The sequence below is a fragment of the Streptomyces sp. DT190 genome (genome assembly GCF_049846985.1).
Taxonomy (GTDB): domain Bacteria; phylum Actinomycetota; class Actinomycetes; order Streptomycetales; family Streptomycetaceae; genus Streptomyces.
In genome coordinates this window covers 38986-61652 of the sequence record NZ_JBNCNM010000029.1, presented here as the reverse complement: position 1 = coordinate 61652, position 22667 = coordinate 38986, and the positions used below count along the sequence as shown (strand labels likewise).

The 22667-nt window shown below is 71.7% G+C and carries 17 protein-coding genes; 1 reads left to right on the top strand and 16 read right to left on the bottom strand.

Annotated features, from left to right (window positions below; genetic code table 11):
- Positions 1 to 32: 32 nt before the first annotated feature.
- The 7 genes from ACPXCS_RS35080 to ACPXCS_RS35050 form a co-directional block, all read right to left on the bottom strand.
- On the bottom strand, positions 33 to 773 hold the full coding sequence (locus ACPXCS_RS35080) for an SIR2 family NAD-dependent protein deacylase (protein WP_425951564.1): 741 nt from the start codon (positions 771 to 773) through the stop codon (positions 33 to 35).
- Positions 774 to 844: 71 nt separating this feature from the next.
- Positions 845 to 1336 (bottom strand): NUDIX domain-containing protein, encoded by a 492-nt coding sequence (locus ACPXCS_RS35075; protein ID WP_425951563.1) that lies wholly within the window; start codon positions 1334 to 1336, stop codon positions 845 to 847.
- A gap of 25 nt (positions 1337 to 1361) precedes the next feature.
- On the bottom strand, positions 1362 to 5042 hold the full coding sequence (locus tag ACPXCS_RS35070; RefSeq protein ID WP_425951562.1) for an SAV_2336 N-terminal domain-related protein: 3681 nt from the start codon (positions 5040 to 5042) through the stop codon (positions 1362 to 1364).
- Positions 5043 to 5183: 141 nt separating this feature from the next.
- A complete protein-coding gene (locus ACPXCS_RS35065) occupies positions 5184 to 6206 on the bottom strand; it encodes an AAA family ATPase (protein ID WP_425951561.1) in 1023 nt (340 codons plus the stop codon).
- Positions 6203 to 8371 carry a trypsin-like peptidase domain-containing protein gene (locus ACPXCS_RS35060; RefSeq protein WP_425951560.1) on the bottom strand — a complete coding sequence of 723 codons (2169 nt, stop codon included), beginning with the start codon at positions 8369 to 8371 and terminating at the stop codon, positions 6203 to 6205. The genes ACPXCS_RS35065 and ACPXCS_RS35060 overlap by 4 nt, the downstream gene beginning before the upstream one ends.
- Entirely contained in the window at positions 8372 to 8740 is a 369-nt protein-coding gene (locus ACPXCS_RS35055; RefSeq protein ID WP_425951559.1) for a CU044_2847 family protein, read from the bottom strand.
- Between the two features lie 16 nt (positions 8741 to 8756).
- A complete protein-coding gene (locus ACPXCS_RS35050; protein WP_425951558.1) occupies positions 8757 to 9893 on the bottom strand; it encodes an ADP-ribosylglycohydrolase family protein in 1137 nt (378 codons plus the stop codon).
- A gap of 269 nt (positions 9894 to 10162) precedes the next feature.
- Here ACPXCS_RS35050 and ACPXCS_RS35045 point away from each other — a divergent pair, with 269 nt between their 5' ends.
- Entirely contained in the window at positions 10163 to 11281 is a 1119-nt protein-coding gene (locus ACPXCS_RS35045) for a glycerate kinase (protein WP_425951610.1), read from the top strand.
- Between the two features lie 134 nt (positions 11282 to 11415).
- Here ACPXCS_RS35045 and pssA read toward each other — a convergent pair whose 3' ends face one another.
- From pssA to ACPXCS_RS35000, 9 genes are all read right to left on the bottom strand, one after another.
- Positions 11416 to 12198: a CDP-diacylglycerol--serine O-phosphatidyltransferase gene (gene pssA / locus ACPXCS_RS35040; protein WP_050810223.1), complete on the bottom strand. Its 783-nt coding sequence runs from the start codon at positions 12196 to 12198 to the stop codon at positions 11416 to 11418.
- A gap of 58 nt (positions 12199 to 12256) precedes the next feature.
- Positions 12257 to 12913, bottom strand: coding sequence for a phosphatidylserine decarboxylase (locus ACPXCS_RS35035; protein ID WP_351361704.1), 657 nt, complete (start codon positions 12911 to 12913; stop codon positions 12257 to 12259).
- Positions 12914 to 13083: 170 nt separating this feature from the next.
- Positions 13084 to 14289, bottom strand: coding sequence for an acyl-CoA dehydrogenase family protein (locus ACPXCS_RS35030; RefSeq protein WP_425951557.1), 1206 nt, complete (start codon positions 14287 to 14289; stop codon positions 13084 to 13086).
- 2 nt (positions 14290 to 14291) lie between these two features.
- The gene (locus tag ACPXCS_RS35025; protein WP_425951556.1) at positions 14292 to 14804 is read right to left on the bottom strand and encodes a MaoC family dehydratase; all 513 of its coding nucleotides are present in this window, start codon (positions 14802 to 14804) and stop codon (positions 14292 to 14294) included.
- Positions 14805 to 14809: 5 nt separating this feature from the next.
- Positions 14810 to 15772, bottom strand: coding sequence for an HpcH/HpaI aldolase/citrate lyase family protein (locus tag ACPXCS_RS35020; protein ID WP_425951555.1), 963 nt, complete (start codon positions 15770 to 15772; stop codon positions 14810 to 14812).
- Positions 15769 to 17796, bottom strand: a complete 2028-nt coding sequence (locus tag ACPXCS_RS35015; protein WP_425951554.1) for a protein meaA — start codon at positions 17794 to 17796, stop codon at positions 15769 to 15771. Before ACPXCS_RS35015 ends, ACPXCS_RS35020 begins: the two co-directional genes overlap by 4 nt.
- 19 nt (positions 17797 to 17815) lie before the next feature.
- Positions 17816 to 19159, bottom strand: coding sequence for a crotonyl-CoA carboxylase/reductase (gene ccrA, locus ACPXCS_RS35010; protein WP_425951553.1), 1344 nt, complete (start codon positions 19157 to 19159; stop codon positions 17816 to 17818).
- Between the two features lie 380 nt (positions 19160 to 19539).
- The gene (locus ACPXCS_RS35005; RefSeq protein WP_383338714.1) at positions 19540 to 20349 is read right to left on the bottom strand and encodes a TetR family transcriptional regulator; all 810 of its coding nucleotides are present in this window, start codon (positions 20347 to 20349) and stop codon (positions 19540 to 19542) included.
- A 136-nt stretch (positions 20350 to 20485) separates the two neighbouring features.
- Complete coding sequence (locus ACPXCS_RS35000; RefSeq protein WP_425951552.1) at positions 20486 to 22291, bottom strand: 3-hydroxyacyl-CoA dehydrogenase family protein; 1806 nt, start codon at positions 22289 to 22291, stop codon at positions 20486 to 20488.
- Positions 22292 to 22667: the final 376 nt, after the last annotated feature.

Sequence of the window (22667 nt, the reverse complement as noted above, 5' to 3'; positions counted from 1 at the left end):
CGAGGCCGAGCGCGAGGCGGCCCGGGACGCGCTCACCCGGCTGGAGGGCCGGCCATCAGCCCGCGCAGCAACTCGGGCAGAGCCGTGCCGATGGGCTCGCGGACGATCTGGTCGGCACGGTCGTCGTACGGCGTCGGCTCGGCGTTGACGATGACCAGCCGGGCCCCGTGGTCGGCGGCTACACCGGCCAGGCCGGCCGCCGGCTGCACCTGAAGGCTCGTGCCGACGGCGACGAAGACCTCGCAGGCCTTGCTGATCGCGGCCGCCTCGCCGAGGACGACCGGGTCGAGGCGCTCGCCGAACATCACCGTCGCCGGCTTCAGGATCCCGCCGCACTCCCGGCACGCCGGATCGTCCTCACCGGCCTCGATCCGGGCGAACGCCTCCTCCATCGGGCCGCGCGCGTGGCAGCCGGTGCAGACGAAACTCCGTGCCGTGCCGTGCAGTTCGAGCACCTTGCGGGCGGGCATCCCGGCCTGCTGGTGCAGCCCGTCCACGTTCTGAGTGATCACCCGCACCGGCACCCCGGACCGCTCCAGCCCGGCCACCGCCCGGTGCGCGGCGTTGGGTTCGGGGCGCAGCGCGTGCTGCTCCAGCCGCATCCGCCACGACCGCCGGCGGATCTCCGGATCACCCATGTAGTACTCGTACGTGACGAGTTTCTCGGCGTCCGGATCCCGCCGCCACAGGCCGTTCGGACCGCGGTAGTCGGGGATGCCGGAGTCGGTGCTGACACCGGCACCGGTGAGCAGGGCGACGAGGGGCTTGGCCATGCCGGTGAGGGTAGGCCGCGCCCCGGTGCGGCGGCGAGCGGATATCGCACCGGACGCCGGGGGGGGGGGCGTCAGGCGACCCGGTGGCCGTTCTCCAGCTCCGCCGTGCCCGAGCCGTCCGCCAGCACGTCCAGGCCCGCCAGGACCCGGCGGCCGAGGGCACCCGGCAGGTACTCGGTCAGCTCCTCGCGCGGCACCAGCCGCCAGGACAGCAGCTCCTCCTCCTGCAGGCGGATCGCCTTGAGGTCGTCCTCGCCGAGCACCCCGCCGTCGTACAGGTACGCCACCAGCGGCGGACGGCCCGTGCCGTGCACCCAGTCGACCGCCAGCAGCCGGCCGAGCTCGCGGTCCAGGCCGATCTCCTCGGCCGTCTCGCGCCGCGCGCCCTGCCGCGGCGTCTCCCCGTCGTCGGACTCGACGGTGCCGCCCGGCAGCGCCCAGCCCTCCCGGTAGTTGGGCTCCACGAGCAGCACCCGCCCCTCACCGTCCCGGAACAGCGCGGCGGCGCCGGCCAGGACACGGGGCAGGGACGCGATGTAGGCGGCGAAATCCGGTGTGCTCATCCCGGCAGGATAACGGCGACACGGGTCACTCGTCGGGGTGCGGCCCCTCATCGAGCAGGCGCCGCGCGGCCAGGGTGTCGGCATGGTCCTCGCCCATCAGCCGGACTCGCCGGGCGTGCAGATCCCGGGCGGTGGCCCGGGCCTCCTCGGTCCGGCCGGCGCGATACAGCGCGACGGCGAGCTGGTACGCGCTGGCCAGGGTGTCGGGATGGCCGTCGCCCAGCACGCGTACCCGGCCTTCGTGAGCGGTGCGGGCTTCCGGCGCCGCGAGCGCGGGAAGCCTCAGGGCGAGCAGCGTCGCTGCCATGTCATGACGGCACTGCAGCGTGCTGGGAGCCTGCGGGCCCACCGACGTCTCGAGAGAGGCGAGCACCATGCTGGTCACGTCGTAGGCCCGGTTGTGCAGGCCGAGTCCGCTCAGCGCGTGGGCCCACTGCTGCTGCGCGGCCAGTGTGTCCGGGTGTTGGGGCCCCTGGGTCGCGGCACACCGCGTGGCCGTCTCCTCCAAGATGCCGGCCGCCTCTTCGAACTTCCCGTCGCGCAGCAGCAGAACGCCGATCTCGAAGTGGGTGGACAAGGTCTCGGGGTGGTTGTCGCCGCGGGAGGCACGCTGTTCGGTCAGGATGTTCCGCAGCGCGGCCAGCGCCTCCAGGGTGCGCCCGGACCGCCCCAAGTCGGCGGCCTGGCGCTGCTCGTCCATCAACTGGGCCGCCCGGTCGATGCGCGGCAGCGGCAGAAGGGTGCGGAAGGGCAGGCCGGGGTCGGGCGCCGCCATGTCCGCGAGACGGCCGGCCTTGATGCGTCCGGTACCGCCACCCGCGAGGAGAACGTGGTAGTGCAGGTCCGCCGTGGGCTCGGCGGAGCCGTCGAGCACCAACAGGTGCAGACCCAGCTCCGGCCGCAGGGCACGTGCCCACGCGGAGATCGCCTCGGGGCCGGGTGACTCGGTGACCACCACGATGCGGCCGAGTCCGGGGCGCGCCCGCCCCGCCGCGTCGGCCTCCTCGAGCAGAAGCGACCGCTGGTGCAACTCCTCGTCGAGCGCCTCCACGACGTCGGTGACGTCGGGCCTCACCATGACCTGGCGCAGATTGGCTGCCAGGGTCGAATCCAGATAGAGACAGGCGTCCCCGACGAGGACGAACCGGGTCTCGTCCGCCGTCGTGTGGCGGCGCACCATGCCGTTCACCATCGAGTACAGCAGCGCCGCCCGGGCAGGGAACAGACCGTGAACACTCCCGTGCGGAGCCCGCTCGCCGAGCCTGAGGAACACCCGGGAGCCGTCTTCGCCGACACCGATCGGCACGGCCTGTACCGGTGCCGCGGGCCGGTCGGCCGGGCGTGCGGCATCCCTGAGGGACACGGCGACCTGCGCGGCCGACGGCCGGTCGCCGAGTACCGGGCTGCCACAGCGCAGCAGCAGCGTACGCAGGTCCGACACGGCGTCGTCCTCCGCGGCCGCCAGAAGCAGCGAGCCCAGCCTGCTCACGTCGTGGTCACTGTCGTCGGGATGCTCGTCCACACCCCAGCCCGTGACGAAGGTGCCGCGGTCGGAGAGCAGGATCCGTTCCGCGGACACACTGCCGTGCACCACGCCCGCGGCATGGGCTCGCGCGAGGACACCCGCCACCTGGTGCCCGACACGGAGGAGATCCTCCCGGTCCAGCCGTCCCAGCCGCTCGACGCGGTCGGCGAGACTCGGTGCCGGGCGGGGCGGGGAGCCGGTCGTGACCAGTTCAGCGGCGAGCCAGTGATGGTCGGAGCCGAGCAGCGCCGGCACACCCGCACCCCGTACGGACCGCAAGGTGGCCGCCTGCCGCTGAAGCGAGGCACGCGCCGACGAAACGGGCCGGGTCATCCGCACCGTGGCCGTCCGGCCCGTCTCGTCACGGCCCAGGAAGATGCCCTGTTCCGTACGCGCCAACCGGTGCCGGGCGAACAGTTGCCAGCCGCCTGCCGCACGGGGGTCGTCCGGCCGCAGCGAACACCACGGTGACCCGGCGACGTCGACGTAATCGGGCAGGTCGGCAATGACGGCGGCGGCCCCGGTTTCCCCAGCCGGCGACGTGGCGGGCTCCTCCGACGCGGGCTTCGGAGGCTCCGTGCCGGGCGCGGCCACCCCCAGCCGCCGCAGCAGCCGCTGGTCGATCCACCCGAAGGGGCGGGCCCCCTCGGCGACCCGGTCCGCACCGTCCGGGTGCGCCAGCCACGCCGGGAAGTCCGGCGACCGCCCCACCAGATCGGTGAGCCGGTCCGCCACCGCCCGGCCCGACCGGAGCAGTTCCACGGGCGGAGTGGTACCGAGGAGGATGTCGCGTGTCCCTTCACCGAAGTCGTACCGGCGGTGCTGCGGTACGAGCGGTTGTCCCGCGGTCCCCGTACGCCGCATCAGCCCACCGAGGAACACCTCCGCGAGATGGCCTGAGTCGAAGCGCGGGCCCAGTACCTGCTGCACCAGCCGCATCACCGGAACCGTCACGGGAGCGACCGCCGCGAGGTGCGCGGCGAGGCGGTACGCCTCGGGGGAGGCCGTCTGACGGAACCGCAGCACCGCCTGCGCGGCCCCGGGGCGCGTGTCCCGCTCCGGGCCGCGGACCGGGGTGGGGCGGGCGAGCAGCGGGAGGACCGCGCTCGTTCCCGGTGACGCCACCAGCCTGGCCCAGGTCCCGAGCGCAACCGGGTCCGGCGCGAGAACCGGCACCGGCACGCCGTCGAACTCAGCCACCTCTGTCGGCAGCACCGGGTCCGACACGTCCCATTCCAGGTTCGGCGCGCCTCGGCGCCGTGTCGTGACGCGCCAGCGGGCGGCCCGCAGCCCCGAGCCCTCCCACAGTTGCGGCGGCAGAGCGTTGAGCACCGCCGTCGGACCGAACCGTGCCCACTGCCTGAGCTGCTCCTCCATCCTCCCGTCGCGCCAGGCCGCACCCACCCCGTCGCTGACCACGAGCACCAGCGTCCGGCCCGCGGTGTCGGTCACGGTCGACGGCGGCAGGGGAGCGGTGTCGATCAGGAACGGACGACGGCCCAGCCTGGGGGCGTGAAGACCACGAGTGTCCAGGCCCAGCACGCGGACGGCCCGGAACGCGCCGCTGCGTTCCAGCAGATTCTTGACCTCGGTGGCCAGCCGCTGCCACAGCAACATCGAGGTGCCGTCGTCGATGAGCACGGTGACGTCCAGCCAGCGGGCCAGAGACGGACGCACCACGGCCTCCGCCAAACCGGTCTCCGCCATCCTGTCGGCGGTGGCCGTCTCGTCCAGCTCCAGACCACGCGGGTCGCTCACGCGCAGCTTCAGCGGGCGCAGCGATCGGCTCAACTGCAGCTGCCCGAATTGTGAGGCCCGGGAGGCCGGAGCCCGAAAGGCCTGGACGGGCGTGTGAGGGAGCGGTGCGTCCGGCGCGGCGGTCGCGTGCAGCGGTAGCTGCGGCCGCGGCGGGAGGGAGGGCTCGGGGCCGGTGTCCTCGTCGGGCGGCGGCACGCCCGGCGAGGAGGCCTCCGCCCCGGGGCCGGGACGCGGTCCTGGCTCGAGCGCAGCGACGGTCGGGCTGCTTCGCACAGCCCGTCCCGGCGCCCCGGGCGCCATGACAGGCCTCGGCCGGGCGCCGCGGGGTGTGCCCTCGATGCGAGCGAGGGGTGCCGATTCGTCGGCGGGCAGCAGCCTCGCCAGCCACAGCGTGTCCAGCAGTTCCTCGGGAGCCAGCTCCACCCCGCAGTCGGCGAGGGTTGCGACGATGAGCCGGAGGCGCTCAGCAGCCGTGCTCCCCTCATCGGCTTCCGGCGCTACCGGGGGAGAGGCCGGTGCCGGCGGCTCGCCCGCCCGTTCCCGCCGGAATCCGAAGCGCACCCGTCACACCGTTCCGCCGAGCCGGTGCAGCACGGCGTCCAGCAGCCCACCGGCGGGGAGGTCGACGCCGCCCTTGCGGAGGAACACCGCGTTGAGCAACTGATCGGTCGCCAGCTCGCCGGAGGCACGGCGGTCCAGGAAGACCCGCAGCAGTTCGTCGACGTCATCGCCGGACACATCGGTGAGATGGGCCTGCACGATGTCCCGCAGCCGCGCCTTGTCCGGCTCGGCGATCTCCAGCCGCACGCACCGGCGCAGGAAGGCCGGCGGGAACTCCCGTTCACCGTTGCTCGTGATCACGACGACGGGGAACTCCGAGCAGCGCACCCGGCCGCGGACGACCGGCACCCGGTCCCCCGGATCAGCGGTCAGAACCTCGACGCGGTCCTGCTCCTCGGGCAACCGGGCCAGTTCGGGGATCTCGAACTCACCTTCCTCGAAGACGGCGAGGAGGTCGTTCGGCAGGTCCACGTCTCCTTTGTCGAGTTCGTCGACCAGCAGCACCCGCGGTCGGCCGGTCGGCACCAGCGCCGTACCGAGCGGCCCGAGCCGGACATACGAACCGATGTCGGGCTCGGACACGCCGCGCGCCCCCTCGGCCCCACTCGTCTTCGCCCTTTCCTTGATCAGACCGGATTCCCGCAGGCGTCCGATGGCGTCGTAGCGGTACAGGGCGTCCTGCAGTGTGGACCGGCTGTTGACCGGCCAGCTCAGTACCCGGCCCAGGGACAGTTCGTGCGCCACTGCGTGCGCCAGGGACGACTTGCCGGTGCCCGGATGTCCGGTGACCAGCAGCGGGCGACGCAGCAGCAGCGCGGCGTTGACCACGTCCGCTTCGGCCGGTCCGATCAGATAGGGCAGGGGCCGCGCGGCTCGCGGGCCGCCCGGTCCGGAGGTGAACCGGCGCCAGGGCGGAGCCTCGGGGAACGTGACCTGCCGGGCTTGGCCGTCGCCCCGGAACATCCGCCAGTCGTCTTCGGTGCCGGGGTCGTCCGGCGTACCACCGGCGGTCTGTGGTCCCGTCATCGGTTGAGTGCTCCTTCGTCGGGATCGGTCAACTGCAGTTCGTGGTCGTCGTGTGCCAGGCCGTCCCAGGCGTCGTCCTCCCACACCAGCGCGGGACGCGCAGGATGCGCCGACGGCTCCGTCAGCGACCGGGCCCGGTACCGGTGCACGCGCCGGGGGAGTTCCCGTAACGGTCCGCTCGGCGAGACCGGGTCGAGATGGCCGGCGTGTTCGTGGCCCAGTGCCTCGCGGTCCCACAGCACCACCGGCACGCCGAGGGCGAGACACAGATCGAGGAACTGGTTGCGCAGCTCGGGCGGGCCGTGCACCACGACCTGATTGACGTCCAGGTGCGTGGAGCGCAGCAGCCCGGCCACTTCCCGGCTGTCCGCCTGCGCGGGTCCGATGACCAGTGGCCTCCCTTGCCCGTCGCCCCAGCGGCGCTGCCGTTCCAGATCGCGCTTGGGGACGCGGCGGCTCATCTCGGGACAGCGCAAGGTCACCTCGAACGCGGCACCGAGGGGCAGACTCGGCTCGAAGTCATTGGGCGGCCCCGACTCCCATTCGTCGACCGGCAGGTGCAGCCCGGCGCGGTCCACCTCTATGTCCACCACGGGCGGTTCCGAGCGGCTTCCGTGCTGCAGCCGCTCGGCGCCCTCACGGATCAGCGTCGCGACCTGCTCCGCGGTGAGGGGGGCGTCGCCCGCTGAAGTGTCCATGCGCAGGCGCGATCCGTCCGGCTGCAGCTGCCAGAGCCGGCATCGGAATCGCCCGGGCGCCGCGGGGCCGTAGGCGCTCAGCCGTGCCAGCAACCTGCCACGGGGGACCGACCGGAGGTCCGCCCACAGCTGGGCATCCGTGCGCCGCTGGTCGAGTGCGGCCGGGTGCACGCCCAGCCGGGTACAGACCCGCTTGCTCCAGCAGTGCAGCGCCTCGCGCTGGGGTCCGGGCAATGCCGCCGCGATGAACTCGACGACATGGACCAGGGCGGGCACCCTGGGTGTCCCCTCGGAAACCGCGTCTCCCTCCTGGCACCCCTCAAGACCGGTGATCACCTCGCCCACCGCTTCGGGCGCCAGCACCGGCTCGCAGAGGGCGTCGGGCGGCTGGGTGAACCGCAGTGCCGCTTGCGTGGCCCGAGCGGGCAGGGTGTCGTCCCAGGTGACCACCTCACGCAGCCGCTCCTCCAGGAACGTGTACTCGCCGTGGGACAGCAGTCCCGCGGCCTCGATGACGCGGCCGAGCGCGAGTAACGAGGTCAGGCGCCGTGGACGTTTCCCGTCCGGGCCGATGGCCAGGTGCTCGCTGAGCGTCGGCAGCGCCCGGGGCGTGGTCAGCAGTTCGGACGCCAGTTCCTCGACCGAAGGCGCACTGCCGTCCTCGGGGGTGTCGAGCTTCAACTCCTGGGCGAGGTGCCGGGCGGGTTCCGCCCGAGCTGCCTGAACGGGCAGCAGCGTCCGCAGCGCCGAGACGAGTTCCGCGCCGACCGGGTCGTGCAACGCGGCCGAACGCACCCAGCGGCAGGTCCGTAAGATGTCCGCGGCGTCCGCGCGGGCCAGCTCGGCACGGACCGTCTGCCAGGGCAGCGCCCAGGCCCGGCGCACCGTCTGGTCCGCGGCCAGCGCTCCGTCGGGCGCCAGTCGGCCGACCACCAGGCCCACCGCCGTGTGGCCGGACGGGGTCCACAGAGGTCCGCCGCTGAAACCCGGACCGATGGCCGCGCCCGAGAACTCCCCGTCCAGGTAGCCGACGTGCTGGTCCAGGAGCTTCAGTTCGACGTCGGCGAAGGCAACCGGGTCGCCGCAGCCGTGCCATGCCCGCAAGGTCTGCCGCTGGACCATGTCCGCCCAGACCACGGGCGGTATCCAGGTGGGGGCAGGCTCGGCAAGGGAAAGGACGCACAGGTCGCCGTGCCACACCGCGGTGCCGGTGCGCGGTGGCACCCAGACGCCGACCCGGGCAGCGATCCGGCGCTCTCCCTGGGCGAAGACCACGTCGAGTTCTGCCGCGTCCGCGGGCCGCCGCGGATTGAGCTGCGGGAGCCCGAGGGCTTCGTTGACCACATGTGCACAGGTGAGCACCTGCCAGGAGGAGAGCAGCGCGGCCGTCCCGCTCACCTCGGCACCGCCGCGCGCGTGCACGGACACGACCGGCGGGGGCCCCGGGGCCCGTCTGAACCAGCTCACCTACGCTCCGGCGGAACCGGGTCGCCGCCAGGTCGCCGACACGGTCATCGTGGCCTTGCCGCCCGTGCTCACGATGCCGAGCTTGAGGTCCTTGCCCACTTCGACGCCGAACTCGACGGTGAACGACTCGGGCGGTTCCTGGGCACCCGACACCGCTGTGTGGACCTCGTCGAGGAGCGGTCCGAGCGGGCGCAGGGCCGCCCGCAGTCCGGCGGCGGCCAGCGCGGTGACCCGGCCCGAGCCGGATGCGACGGGCCTCGGGGCCCCGAACTGCTCGGGCAGGCCGGACGGCGGCAACGGCTCACCGACATCGGCCAGTTCCACACGGACGGTGGCGTCGGCCAGGTCGAGCTCCACGTAGTCGGGCATGAGCTCATTGTGCCGATCAAGCGTCCTCACCGGTGGCGATTGCGGCGGATTGGTGCGCCGCCGGCACCGGCCTGGACGCCCGTCCGCCCGCCCGCGCGAGCCGCACCGTCCGCTCCGCCAGTTCGCTGATCCGCACTCCGTCGAAGCCGAACACCGCGCTGCGGACCGTGTCCTGGAGCGGAACCTTCCACTGGTCCGGGATGGCAGCCGCCCCGCCGAACACGCCCGCGACCGAGCCGGCCGTCGCGCCGTTGGAGTCGGTGTCCAGGCCGCCGCGGACGGTCAGCGTGATGGTGCGGGTGAAGTCGCCCTCGCCGTAGAGCAGGCCCGCGGTGAGGACGGCGGCGTTCGGGACGGTGTGGATCCAGCCCATCCCCGCGGTCTCCTCGGTGAGCGTGCTGAGCGTGTCCTCCCAGGACATCCGGGTGTCGTGCAGGGACGCCACCCGGCGGACCGTGCGCGCGAGGCGGCTGCTCGCCGGGATCACGGTCAGGGCCTCGTCGAGGGCGTGCCGCACGGTGGGGGCCGTGAACGCCGCCGCGACCAGCGCCGCCGCCCACATCGCCCCGTACACCCCGTTGCCGGTGTGCGAGAGCACCGCGTCCCGCCGGGCCAGCGCGGCGGCCCGGCGCGGCGCGCCGGGGCAGGTCCAGCCGTGGATGTCGGCGCGGATGAGGGCGCCGATCCACTCCTGGTACGGGTTGTCGTAGGTCGCCGTCAGCGGCGGCTTGAGCCCGTTGGCGAGGTTGCGGTACGCGGCCCGCTCGGCCGTGAAGGTCTGCAGGTACGGCAGCCGCAGCAGCCACAGGTCGCCGACCTGCTCGGTGCTGAAGCCGAAACCGTGGGTCTCCAGCAGGTCCAGGCCGAGGATCGCGTAGTCGACGTCGTCGTCCCGGCAGCTGCCGTGGATGCGGCCGCGGACGCACTGGCGCCATTCCGGGCGCAGCGCGAAGCCGTCGTGCTCGCTGATCGGCTCGGGCAGGTAGTCGGTGAGGGGCAGCGCGGCGGCCTGCCGGAGGTAGCGGTCGATGCGGTCGCGGGTCCACACCTCGCCCTGCTCGACCGGCTTGCCGAGCATGTTGCCGGCGATGCGGCCCGTCCAGCCGCCGAGGATGCGCTCGGCGAGCGCCGTTTCGTTGCCGACGGGGGTCATGCCTTCCGTCTACCCGTTTCCGGCGCAGTGTCCGAGGGGGGCCGGGGGCCGGCTTACGGATGCGGGTCCGCAGGGGCCGCGCGCGGCTGCCCGCGCCCCCGGGGGGCGACACCCCTCAGGTCCATGGGGTGGGCACGGGCTGACGGCGGGGGCGTCTCCCGGTTAAGGTCGCAGCGGCGCGACTGGCCCTGACATGCGTGAGGGCCCGGAGAGCAAGGGGAGTGCAAGTGGCGGACGCTGCAGTGAGCGGCACCCGAAGGACGCGGCGGGTGCTCGTCGCCGCGGACAAGTTCAAGGGGTCCCTGACGGCCGTGGAGGTCGCCGAGCGGGTGACGGCCGGGCTGCGCCGGGCCGTGCCGGACCTCGAGGTCGAGGCGCTGCCCGTGGCCGACGGCGGGGACGGGACGGTGGCCGCGGCGGTCGCGGCCGGGTTCGAACGCCGGGAGGTACGCGTCGCCGGTCCCCTCGGCGACGAGGTGACGGCGGCGTTCGCGCTGCGCGAGGACACCGCGGTCGTCGAGATGGCCGAGGCAAGCGGACTGCAGCGGCTCCCGGCCGGGGTCTTCGCCCCGCTCACGGCGTCGACGTACGGATCCGGCGAGCTGCTGCGGGCCGCCCTGGACGCGGGGGCCCGCACGATCGTCTTCGGGGTCGGCGGCAGTGCCACCACGGACGGCGGCGCCGGGATGCTGTCGGCGCTGGGCGCCCGCTTCCTGGACGCGGACGGGGAGCCGGTGCCCCCGGGCGGCGGCGGCCTCGCCGAGCTGGCCTCGGCGGACCTGTCGGATCTGGACCCGCGGATCTCCGAGGTCGAACTGGTCCTCGCCAGCGACGTCGACAACCCGCTGACCGGCCCGAAGGGCGCGCCCGCGGTCTACGGGCCGCAGAAGGGCGCCTCACCGGACGACGTGGCGGCCCTGGACGCGGCCCTCGCGCACTTCGCGAAGGTCCTGGAGGGCCCGGCCGGCCCCGGGGCCGCCGAGTACGCCGCCTCGCCCGGTGCGGGAGCCGCCGGCGGCATCGGCTACGGCGCGCTGCTGCTGGGCGCCCGGTTCCGCCCCGGTATCGAGGTCATGCTCGACGTGCTGGGCTTCGCCCCCGCGCTGGAGCGCGCCGACCTGGTGATCACCGGTGAGGGCTCGCTCGACGAGCAGACCCTGCACGGCAAGGCCCCGGCGGGCGTCGCCGCCGCGGCCCGGGCGGCCGGCAAGGACGTCGTCGCGGTCTGCGGCCGCCTCGCCCTGCGCCCGGAGGTCCTGGGCCGGTCCGGTTTCCGCCGCGCCTACCCGCTGACGGACGCCGAGCCGGACGTGGCGAAGTGCATCGCGGAGGCGGGCCCGATCCTGGAACGGGTCGCGGAACGGGTCGGGCGCGACTTCCTGACCTGAGCCCGCCGTCCCCGTACGGCCGCCCGGCGGCCGGAGGGCGGACCGGGACACCGCGCGGACACGGCGAAGGCCCCGAGCACCAGGTGCTCGGGGCCTTCGCCGTCGTCTGCCTCGGCAGGGAGGTCGTCCCGCCGCTACGGGAGCTGCGCCGCCCGTGCCTCACGCCGGTTGTCGCGGAAGTTGTTCACCCGCCGGGCCGTCGCGAACAGCGGGATCACCGCACCCATGACCAGCTGCAGCGCGCAGCCCGTCTGGAGCAGCAGCTGTCCGCTCGGCGCGTCGAAGGCCCACGCCGCCAGCAGCCCCATGCTGAGCACGATCCACGAAAGCATCGCCACCGCGAGCCGGCCCCGGGGCTTGGGGTATTCCACACGGGACACCATCAGCCACGCGGTTCCCAGGATCGCCAGCAGCGTCGCCACGAAGGGCAGCTCCAGCAGCACGATGGACACGACCGTCAGCGCGCCGAACGGCGAGGGCATGCCCTGGAAGGTGCCGTCCTTGACCGTGACGCAGGAGAACCGGGCAAGCCGCAGCACCACCGCCAGCAGCACCACGATCGCCCCGACCGCGGCCACCCGCTGGTGCGCGTCGTCCGCGACCATGCCGTACACGAGCACGAAGTACGCCGGCGCCAGCCCGAAGCTGATCAGGTCGGAGAGGTTGTCCAGCTCCGCGCCCATGGGGGAGGAGCGCAGCTTGCGCGCCACCAGCCCGTCGAAGAGGTCGAAGACCGCCGCGCAGAGCATCAGGATGACCGCCGTGGCCGCGCTGTGGCGGGCCATGCCGGTCTCCTGGCTGCCCGTGAGGTGCGGGATCAGGATGCCGGTGGTGGTGAAGTACACCGCCATGAAGCCGCACGTGGCGTTACCGAGCGTCAGGGTGTCCGCTATCGACAGGCGCAGAGAGAGGGGCATCTCCTCTTCTTCGTCGACCTCGTCGACCTCCGGGACCCAGCCGGCCTTGGTGTCAGGATCAATCACGGTCAATGCGAGTCACCCCAGCCACGGTCTTCTGCCCCACCTCGACCGCGACCTCCACGCCCTCGGGCAGGTAGAGGTCGACGCGCGAGCCGAAGCGGATCAGGCCGATCCGCTCGCCCTGCTCGACCTTGGTGCCCTCGGGCACGTAGGGAACGATGCGGCGGGCGACCGCGCCGGCGATCTGGATCATCTCGATGTCGCCGAGCTCGGTGTCGAAGTGCCAGACGACGCGCTCGTTGTTCTCGCTCTCCTTGTTGAAGGCGGGAACGAAGCCACCGGGGATGTGCTCGACCGACGTCACGGTGCCGGCCAGCGGGGCGCGGTTCACGTGGACGTTGAGCGGGCTCATGAAGATCGCGACGCGGGTGCGGCCGTCCTTCCACGGCATGATGCTCTGCACCACACCGTCGGCGGGCGAGATGACCCGGCCCTGGGTGATCTCACGCTCGGGGTCGCGGAAGAACCACAGCATTCCCGCCGCGAGCGCGGTGGCGGGAACGGCGACGGCCTTGGCGGCGCCGGAGCGGCGCGCACGGGCCAGGCTGAGGGCTGCGGTGGCGACGGTCGGAAGGAGCCACGGCGATGCTCCGCGCGCGAGGCGTACGCCGGCCCGGCTGTCGCGAGGTGCAGAGGTTTGGCTGTGGGGCATGGATGACCTTCGTAGCGGATGATGCCGCACTCTGACGGGGGACGGCGGCTTTCCGGCGATCGTAGCGGCTCGGGGCCGTAACTGGGTAAGCCAGGCAGCCGAGTCGGCGTCCGAAGAGTGCTGACGGGGTGTGATCTTCTTCTCCAAGAAAACACCCCGTATCCGGACAATCAGCCCTGGAATCGATACTCCTCGAGCAGGCGCCTGCCGATGATCATTTTCTGGATCTCGGCGGTACCTTCACCGATCAGCAGCATCGGCGCCTCCCGGTAGAGGCGTTCGATCTCGTACTCCTTGGAGAAGCCGTAGCCGCCGTGGATCCGGAAGGCGTCCTCCACGACCTCCTTGCAGTATTCGGAAGCAAGATACTTCGCCATACCGGCTTCAAGGTCGTTTCGTTCCCCGGAGTCCTTTTTGCGTGCTGCGTTCACCATCATCGCATGCGCCGCCTCGACCTTGGTAGCCATCTCGGCCAGCTTGAACTGGATCGCCTGGTGCTGGGCGATCGGCTTGCCGAAGGTGTGGCGCTGCTGCGCGTACTGGACGCCGAGTTCGAACGCACGCTGCGCGACGCCGCAACCACGCGCCGCCACGTTCACACGGCCGACCTCGACACCGTCCATCATCTGGTAGAAACCACGGCCGGTGACCCCGCCGAGCACACGATCCGCAGGAATCCGCAGGCCATCCATGATGAGTTCGGTGGTGTCGACCCCCTTGTACCCCATCTTGTCGATCTTGCCGGGAATGGTGAGGCCGGGCCGGACCTCGCCGAAGCCGGGCTCCTTCTCGACGAGGAAGGTGGTCATCGACTTGTGGGGTGCGGTGCCCTCGGGGTGACCTTCGTCACTTCGCACCAGAACGGCCACCAGGGACGACGTTCCGCCGTTCGTGAGCCACATCTTCTGGCCGTTGAGGACGTACTCGCCGCCGTCCTTCACCGCCTTCGAGGTGATCGCGGACACGTCCGAGCCGAGACCCGGCTCGGACATCGAGAACGCGCCCCGGATGTCGCCGGCCGCCATCCTCGGCAGGAAGTGGTCCTTCTGCTCCTGCGTGCCGTGCTGCTTGAGCATGTAGGCCACGATGAAGTGGGTGTTGATGATGCCGGACACCGACATCCAGCCGCGGGCGATCTCCTCCACGCACAGCGCGTAGGTCAGGAGCGACTCGCCGAGGCCCCCGTACTCCTCGGGGATCATCAGGCCGAACAGGCCCAACTCCTTCAGCCCGTCGACGATCGCCTGCGGGTACTCGTCGCGGTGCTCCAGCTCCGTGGCGACCGGAATGATCTCCTTGTCCACGAAGTCCCGGACGGTGGACAGGATCTCCTGCTGGACGTCCGTCAGACCGGCGGTCTGGGCGAGTCGCGCCATGGCTACTTCTCCTGCTCCCTGAGCTCGGGGCGGCCGGGCTGCTCGCCGCCGCGCTCCTTGATGTACGTCTCGGTCGGCACCATCACCTTGCGGCGGAACACGCAGACCAGCGTGCCGTCCTGCTTGTAGCCCTTGGTCTCGACGTAGACGATGCCGCGGTCGTTCTTCGACTTCGACGGCCACTTGTCGAGCACCGTCGTCTGGCCGTAGACCGTGTCGCCGTGGAAGGTCGGCGCCACGTGCTTCAGCGACTCGATCTCCAGGTTGGCGATCGCCTTGCCGGAGATGTCGGGTACGGACATGCCCAGCAGCAGCGAGTAGATGTAGTTGCCCACGACGACGTTCTTGCCGAAGTCGGTCGTCTTCTCCGCATAGTTCGCGTCCATGTGGAGCGGATGGTGGTTCATGGTGAGCAGACAGAACAGGTGGTCGTCGTACTCCGTGACCGTCTTGCCCGGCCAGTGCTTGTACGTCGCGCCGACCTCGAACTCCTCGTAGGTGCGTCCGAACTGCATCGCGCTCAGGCCTCCGGGATCTCGAACTTCGACGTGCGCCGCATGCCGGCGGCGCGGCCCTTGCCGGAGATGACCAGGGCCATCTTGCGGCTGGCCTCGTCGATCATCTCGTCGCCGAGCATCGCCGAGCCCTTCTTGCCGCCGGCCTCGGACGTGTAGTAGTCGTACGCGTCCAGGATCAGTTCGGCGTGGTCGTAGTCCTCCTGGGAGGGCGAGAAGATCTCGTTGGACGCCTCGACCTGGCCCGGGTGCAGCACCCACTTGCCGTCGAAGCCGAGCGCGGCGGCGCGCTGCGCGACCTCGCGGTAGCCCTCGACGTTGCGGATCTGCAGGTAGGGGCCGTCGATCGCCTGGAGGTTGTTGGCGCGGGCGGCCATCAGGATCTTCATCAGGATGTAGTGGTAGGCGTCCGCCGGGTAGCCGGGCGGCTGCTCGCCCACGACCAGCGACTTCATGTTGATGGAGGCCATGAAGTCGGCCGGGCCGAAGATGATGGTCTCCACACGCGGGGAGGCCTGCGCGATCTCGTTGACGTTGTTCAGGCCCTGCGCGTTCTCGATCTGCGCCTCGATGCCGATCCGGCCGACCTCGAAGCCCATCGTCTTCTCGATCTGCGTCAGCAGCAGGTCGAGCGCCACGATCTGCTGGGCGTCCTGGACCTTCGGCAGCATGATGCAGTCGAGGTTGGGCCCGGCGCCCTCGACGACCGTGACGACGTCGCGGTACGTCCACTCGGTCGTCCAGTCGTTGACGCGCACGACGCGCGTCTTGCCCGTCCAGTCGCCCTCGTTGAGGAACTTGACGATGGTGTGCCGGGCCTCGGGCTTGGCCAGCGGGGCGCACGCGTCCTCCAGGTCGAGGAAGACCTGGTCCGCCGGGAGGCCCTGGGCCTTCTCCAGGAAGCGCGGGTTCGAGCCCGGTACCGCCAGGCAGGAACGCCGGGGGCGAAGGCGGTTGACCGTGGTCATGCGGGGACCTCCAGGGGGTCGAGCTTGTTCGCTTTCCGGATCTCGTCGACGATGCGGCCGATGATTCCGGTGATGTCGAAGTCCTTCGGGGTGAACACCGCCGCCACTCCGGCTTGCCTGAGCTGCTCGGCATCCCCGTTCGGGATGATGCCACCGGCGATCACCGGGATGTCTGTGGCACCGGCCACACGCAGCCGTGTCAGGACGTCCGGCACCAGCTGGGCGTGCGATCCGGACAGGATCGACAGCCCGACCGCGTGCACGTCCTCCGCGAGGGCCGCGTCCACGATCTGCTCGGGCGTCAGCCGGATGCCCTGGTAGACCACCTCGAAGCCGGCGTCCCGCGCGCGCACCGCGATCTGCTCGGCGCCGTTGGAGTGCCCGTCCAGGCCCGGCTTGCCGACCAGGAAGCGCAGCTTGCCCACGCCGAGGTCCTTGGCCGTCAGATCCACCTTGCGGCGCACCAGGGCGAGCGTGCTGCCCTCCTCCACGGGGACGGCCACCGGCGCCGAGGAGACGCCCGTGGGGGCCCGGAACTCGCCGAAGACCTCGCGCAGCGCCCCGGCCCACTCGCCGGTCGTCGCCCCGGCGCGGGCGCACTCCAGGGTCGCCTCCATGAGGTTCTCGGTGCCGCGCGCGGCCTCCTTCAGCCGCTCCAGGGCCTTGCAGGGCCGCGGGTGGTTGAAGGGCGGCTGGTAGCGGCTGTCGCGCCAGCGCTGGAGCGCGTCGATGACCTGGGCCTCGACCTCCGGGTCCACCGTCTGGATCGCGGTGTCCAGGTCGGCGGTGAGCGGGTTGGGCTCGGTGCCCTCGAAGATGTTGACGCCGACGATCTTCTCCTGGCCGGACTCGATCCGGCCCCGGCGCTCGGCGTGCGAGGCGACCAGCTGCGACTTGAGGTAGCCGGACTCGACGGCGGCCATCGCGCCGCCCATCTCCTCGATGCGGTCCATCTCGGCGAGCGCCGCCTCGACCAGGCCGGTCACCTTCTCCTCGACCACCTTCGAGCCCTCGAAGACGTCCTCGTACTCCAGCAGGTCGCTCTCGTACGCCAGCACCTGCTGGATGCGCAGCGACCACTGCTGGTCCCAGGGGCGGGGCAGGCCGAGGGCCTCGTTCCAGGCGGGCAGCTGCACGGCGCGCGCCCGGGCGTCCTTGGAGAGCGTCACGGCCAGCATCTCCAGCACGATCCGCTGGACGTTGTTCTCCGGCTGAGCCTCCGTCAGGCCCAGGGAGTTGACCTGGACGCCGTAGCGGAAGCGGCGGTGCTTGGGGTTCTCGATGCCGTACCGCTCGCGGGTGACCTGGTCCCAGATGCGGCCGAAGGCGCGCATCTTGCACATCTCCTCGATGAAGCGGACGCCCGCGTTCACGAAGAACGAGATACGGCCGACGACATCGCCCATGCGCTCCTGCGGCACCTGGCCGGAGTCGCGCACGGCGTCGAGCACGGCGATCGCGGTGGACATCGCGTACGCGATCTCCTGCACCGGCGTGGCGCCCGCCTCCTGCAGGTGGTAGCTGCAGATGTTGATCGGGTTCCACTTCGGCAGGTGGGAGACCGTGTACGCGATCATGTCCGTCGTCAGGCGGAGGGAGGGTCCCGGCGGGAAGACGTGCGTCCCCCGGGACAGGTACTCCTTGACGATGTCGTTCTGGGTCGTGCCCTGGAGTTTGGTGATGTCGGCACCCTGCTCCTCGGCGACGACCTGGTAGAGCGCCAGCAGCCACATGGCCGTGGCGTTGATGGTCATCGAGGTGTTCATCTGCTCCAGCGGGATGTCCTGGAACAGCCGGCGCATGTCACCGACGTGCGCGATCGGCACGCCGACCCGGCCCACCTCGCCGCGGGCGAGGATGTGGTCGGAGTCGTAGCCGGTCTGCGTCGGCAGGTCGAACGCCACCGACAGACCCGTCTGACCCTTGGCGAGGTTGCGCCGGTACAGCTCGTTGGACGCCTCGGCCGTGGAGTGACCGGCGTACGTGCGCATGAGCCACGGCCGGTCCTTGTGACGCTCAGTCATCTGTGACCTCAGCTGTCCTTCAGACGTTCCGGAAGCGGTTGATGGCGTCGATGTGCTGGGCCCGCTTGGCCTCGTCGCGCACGCCCAGGCCCTCCTCGGGGGCCATGCACAGCACGCCGACCTTGCCCTGGTGCAGGTTGCGGTGCACGTCGAAGGCCGCCTGGCCGGTGTCCTCCAGGGAGTACACCTTGGACAGGGTCGGGTGGATCTTGCCCTTCGCGATGAGCCGGTTGGCCTCCCAGGCCTCGCGGTAGTTGGCGAAGTGCGAGCCGATGATCCGCTTCAGGGACATCCACAGGTAGCGGTTGTCGTACTCGTGCATGTAGCCCGAGGTCGAGGCGCAGGTGGTGATGGTGCCGCCCTTGCGCGTGACGAACACGGAGGCGCCGAAGGTCTCGCGGCCGGGGTGCTCGAAGACGATGTCGATGTCCTCGCCGCCGGTGAGTTCGCGGATGCGCTTGCCGAAGCGCTTCCACTCCTTGGGGTCCTGGGTGTTCTCGTCCTTCCAGAACCTGTAGCCCTCGGCGTTGCGGTCGATGATCGCCTCGGCGCCCATCGCGCGGCAGATCTCCGCCTTCTGCGGGGAGGAGACCACGCAGATCGGGTTGGCGCCGCCGGCCAGCGCGAACTGCGTGGCGTACGAGCCGAGACCGCCGCTCGCGCCCCAGATCAGGACGTTGTCGCCCTGCTTCATGCCGGCGCCGTTGCGGGAGACCAGCTGCCGGTAGGCGGTGGAGTTGACCAGGCCCGGGGCGGCGGCCTCCTCCCAGCTGAGGTGGTCCGGCTTCGGCATCAGCTGGTTGGACTTCACCAGCGCGATCTCGGCGAGCCCGCCGAAGTTGGTCTCGAAGCCCCAGATCCGCTGCTCCGGATCGAGCATCGTGTCGTTGTGGCCGTCGGACGACTCCAGCTCGACGGACAGACAGTGCGCGACGACCTCGTCACCGGGCTGCCAGGCGTTGACGCCCGGGCCGGTGCGCAGGACGACGCCCGCGAGGTCGGAGCCGATGATGTGGTACGGCAGGTCGTGGCGCTTGGCCAGCTCGCTGGTGCGGCCGTAGCGCTCCAGGAAGCCGAAGGTGGACAGCGGCTCGAAGATCGACGTCCACACCGAGTTGTAGTTGACCGAGGAGGCCATGACGGCCACCAGGGCCTCGCCCGGGCCGAGCTCGGGCAGCGGCACCTCGTCCAGGTGGATCGACTTGCGGGGGTCCTTGTCGCGCGTGGCGAGCCCGGCGAACATCTCCGTCTCGTCCTTGTGCACGGTGATCGCGCGGTACGACTCGGGGAGCGGGAGGGCGGCGAAGTCCTCCGACGTGGAGTCGGGCGACTGGATCGCGGCCAGGATGTCCTTCACGGTCACGGTGTTGCCTCCGGCGGTGAGCGCCCTGAGGGAGGGGCGCCGATGGTTACGTCGGTGCTGCTGAGGGTTGAGGGTGTGCCGTCGGTTCGGCGGTGGTGCTGTTCGGCAGCGCTGGTGGCGCGGGAGGTTGCCTGTGACGCAGGCGTCCGGGGCGGACGGGCACGCGGCCCGTTGGGACGCCGCCCGGACCTCTTCAACGTATGACACCGCGTGTCACCCCGCAAGGCACTGAGTGCCAGAAGTTGCTCTCAGATGAAATCTTTACGTAACACATGAGCGATGATCGATCGAACGGGCTCGCCAGGGCGCTGCAAAACCGCCCCTGACATGCCAAAACGGCCACCCCGAAGGGTGGCCGTCATCACAGTGCGGTGCGCCGCTCAGCGCTCCTTGAGCGCCTGCTCGATCGTCCGCATGACCTCGTCGAGCGGGGCGTCCGTCCGGGCGACCGTGACCAGGACCTCGCCCTGCGCCGACGCCGTCGCCGCGGCCGGCTGCGGCTCGGCGGAGCGCCCGGCGCCGATCCCGGTGCCGAACGTCCTGCGCACGATCGCGAAGGCGTGGTCCAGCTGCGCCTCCACGTCCCCCTGCCCGCCGGCCCTCAGCCAGCGCCGCAGGACGTGGTTGTGGGCGGTGACGACCGCGGACGCGGCGACCTCCGCCAGCAGCGGATCGTCGTTGGCGTCGTCGGCGTGCGCGCGCTCGTCGAAGTGGCCGAGGAGATACCGGGTGAACAGGCGCTCGTAGCGGGCCACCGACGCGATCTCCGCCTCGCGCAGGGTGGGCACCTCGCGCGTCAGCTTGTAGCGGGCCACCGAGATCTCCGGCCGGGCCGCGTACATCCGCATGACTTCCTTGATGCCGCGGCACACCGTGTCGAGCGGATGCTCGTGCGCCGGCGCGGCGTTGAGCACCGCCTCGGCGCGGATCAGGGTGTCGTCGTGGTCGGGGAAGATGGCCTCTTCCTTGGAACGGAAGTGGCGGAAGAAGGTGCGGCGGGCGACCCCGGCCTGGGCCGCGATCTCGTCGACGGTGGTCGCCTCGTACCCCTTGGTCGCGAACAGCTCCATCGCGGCGGCCGCCAGTTCCCGGCGCATCTTGAGCCGCTGGGCGGCGGCACGGGAGCCTGCGGCACTTTCCGGCGCGTCGGCCGTGGCTGGTGTACGTGAGGACTTGGCGGGCTGGGACATGCCCTGAACGTACTGCATGTGCGCAGCTCGGTGCGCGTGAGCTGGTCCCACGCTCCCGCCCGAGGGGGGCGGGAACCGGTCCGGGCCGAGCAGGCCGCCCCACTCGGAGCCGGACCGGAACCGGTCGCCGGGACGCTCAGCGCTTGGCATATTCGCGGAAGCCACGGCCGGTCTTGCGGCCGAGGCAGCCCGCGGCCACCAGATGCTCCAGCAGCGGCGCCGGGGCGAGGCCCGGGTCGCGGAACTCGCGGTGCAGGACCTTCTCGATGGCGAGCGAGACATCGAGCCCGACGACGTCGAGCAGCTCGAACGGACCCATCGGGTAGCCGCCGCCCAGCTTCATCGCCGCGTCGATGTCGTCCAGCGAGGCGTAGTGCTCCTGGACCATCTTGACGGCGTTGTTGAGGTACGGGAACAGCAGCGCGTTCACGATGAAGCCCGCGCGGTCCCCGCAGTCCACCGCGTGCTTGCGGATGCGGCCGCAGACCTCGCGGACCGTGGCGTGCACGTCGTCGGCGGTCAGCACCGTGCGGACGACCTCGACCAGCTTCATGGCCGGGGCCGGGTTGAAGAAGTGCATGCCGATCACGTCCTGCGGGCGCGCGGTGGCCCGGGCGCAGGCGACGACCGGCAGGGACGAGGTGGTGGTGGCCAGGATCGCGCCCGGCTTGCAGACCTTGTCCAGCGCGGCGAACAGCTGCCGCTTGACCTCCAGGTCCTCCGCGACCGCCTCCAGGGCCAGATCGACGTCCGCGAAGTCGTCGTAGGTGCCGGTGGCCGTGATGCGGTCCAGGGTCTCGGCGGCCGCCTCGGCGGTCATCCGGCCCTTGTCGACCGAGCGGGCCAGGGACTTGCCGATGCGGGCCTTGGCGGTCCGCGCCTTCTCCTCGCTGCGGGCGGCCAGCACGACCTCGTACCCGGCCTTGGCGAAGACCTCGGCGATACCGGAGGCCATCGTGCCGGAGCCCGCGACACCGACCGAGCGGACCGTGCGGCCGGTGACCGTGTCGCCGCCCTCCTGCGGGGTGAGCGCGTCCGGCACGACCGTGCCGCTGCCCGGCGCCTCGTAGGTGTAGAAGCCGCGCCCGGCCTTGCGGCCCGTCAGGCCGGCCTCGCTGAGCTGCTTGAGGATGGGCGCGGGGGCGTGCAGCCGGTCGCGGGACTCGGCGTACATGGCGTCCAGGACCGTGCGGGCGGTGTCGACGCCGATCAGGTCGAGCAGCGCCAGCGGGCCCATGGGCAGACCGCAGCCGAGCCGCATCGCGGCGTCGATGTCCTCGCGGGAGGCGTACTTCGCCTCGTACATCGCGGCCGCCTGGTTGAGGTAGCCGAACAGCAGGCCGTCGGCGACGAAGCCGGGCCGGTCGCCGACCGCGACGGGCTCCTTGCCCAGGTCGAGCGCGAGGTCGGTGACCGCCGTGACGGCCGCCGGCGCGGTCAGCACCGAGGAGACGACCTCGACCAGGCGCATCGCCGGGGCCGGGTTGAAGAAGTGCAGGCCCAGCACCCGCTCGGGGCGCGCCGAGTCGGCGGCCAGCCGCGTGACGGACAGGGCGTTGGTGCCGGTCGCCAGGATGGTTCCGGGGCGCACGATCCCGTCGAGCTCCCGGAAGATCTGCTGCTTGACCTCGTACGACTCCGGGGCGACCTCGATCACCAGGTCGGCGTCGGCCGCGGCCCGCAGGTCGGCGGAGGTGCGGACGCGGGCCAGGATCTCGGCGCGCTCCTCCTCGGTCAGCCGGCCGCGCTCGACGCCACGGGCCGTGGAGGCCTCAAGGGCGGCGAGGCACTTCGCGGCCTGGGCCTCGCTGATGTCGATGCCGACGACCTCGCGGCCGGCCTTGGCGAGCACCTCGGCGATGCCGGTGCCCATCGTGCCGAGGCCGACGACGGCGACGGTCCGCAGCGGGGACGGGGACGGGTCGGAAAGGGGAGTGGCCATCGCGGGACTCCAGGATGAGGGTGACGACGGGGAACGCCTCCCGGGTGCGCCGCGAAAGGGCCCGCGAGGGCCGGGTTCCGGGGCGCACCGGGGGCGTGAGAAGTGCGGGTGTGGGCCGGGCTGCGATGCGCACACGCCCGGTGCCGCCGTCGCGGGCGTGCACACGCCCGGGGCGAACGGCCGTTCCGACCGGCCCTGTCCCGGGGCCGAGCCGTACTGCGGTACCTGAGGCACCGAACCGACTGCTCCCGCGGTGGCCGCGTCACCAGACCGCCGCGAGGAATACGAGTGGGTAACTCGCTCGTCTGAGCTTAACCGGCGGGTAACGAGCGCGCCAGACCTCGTCTTTGTGATGTACGTCCCGAGCGGCCGCCCG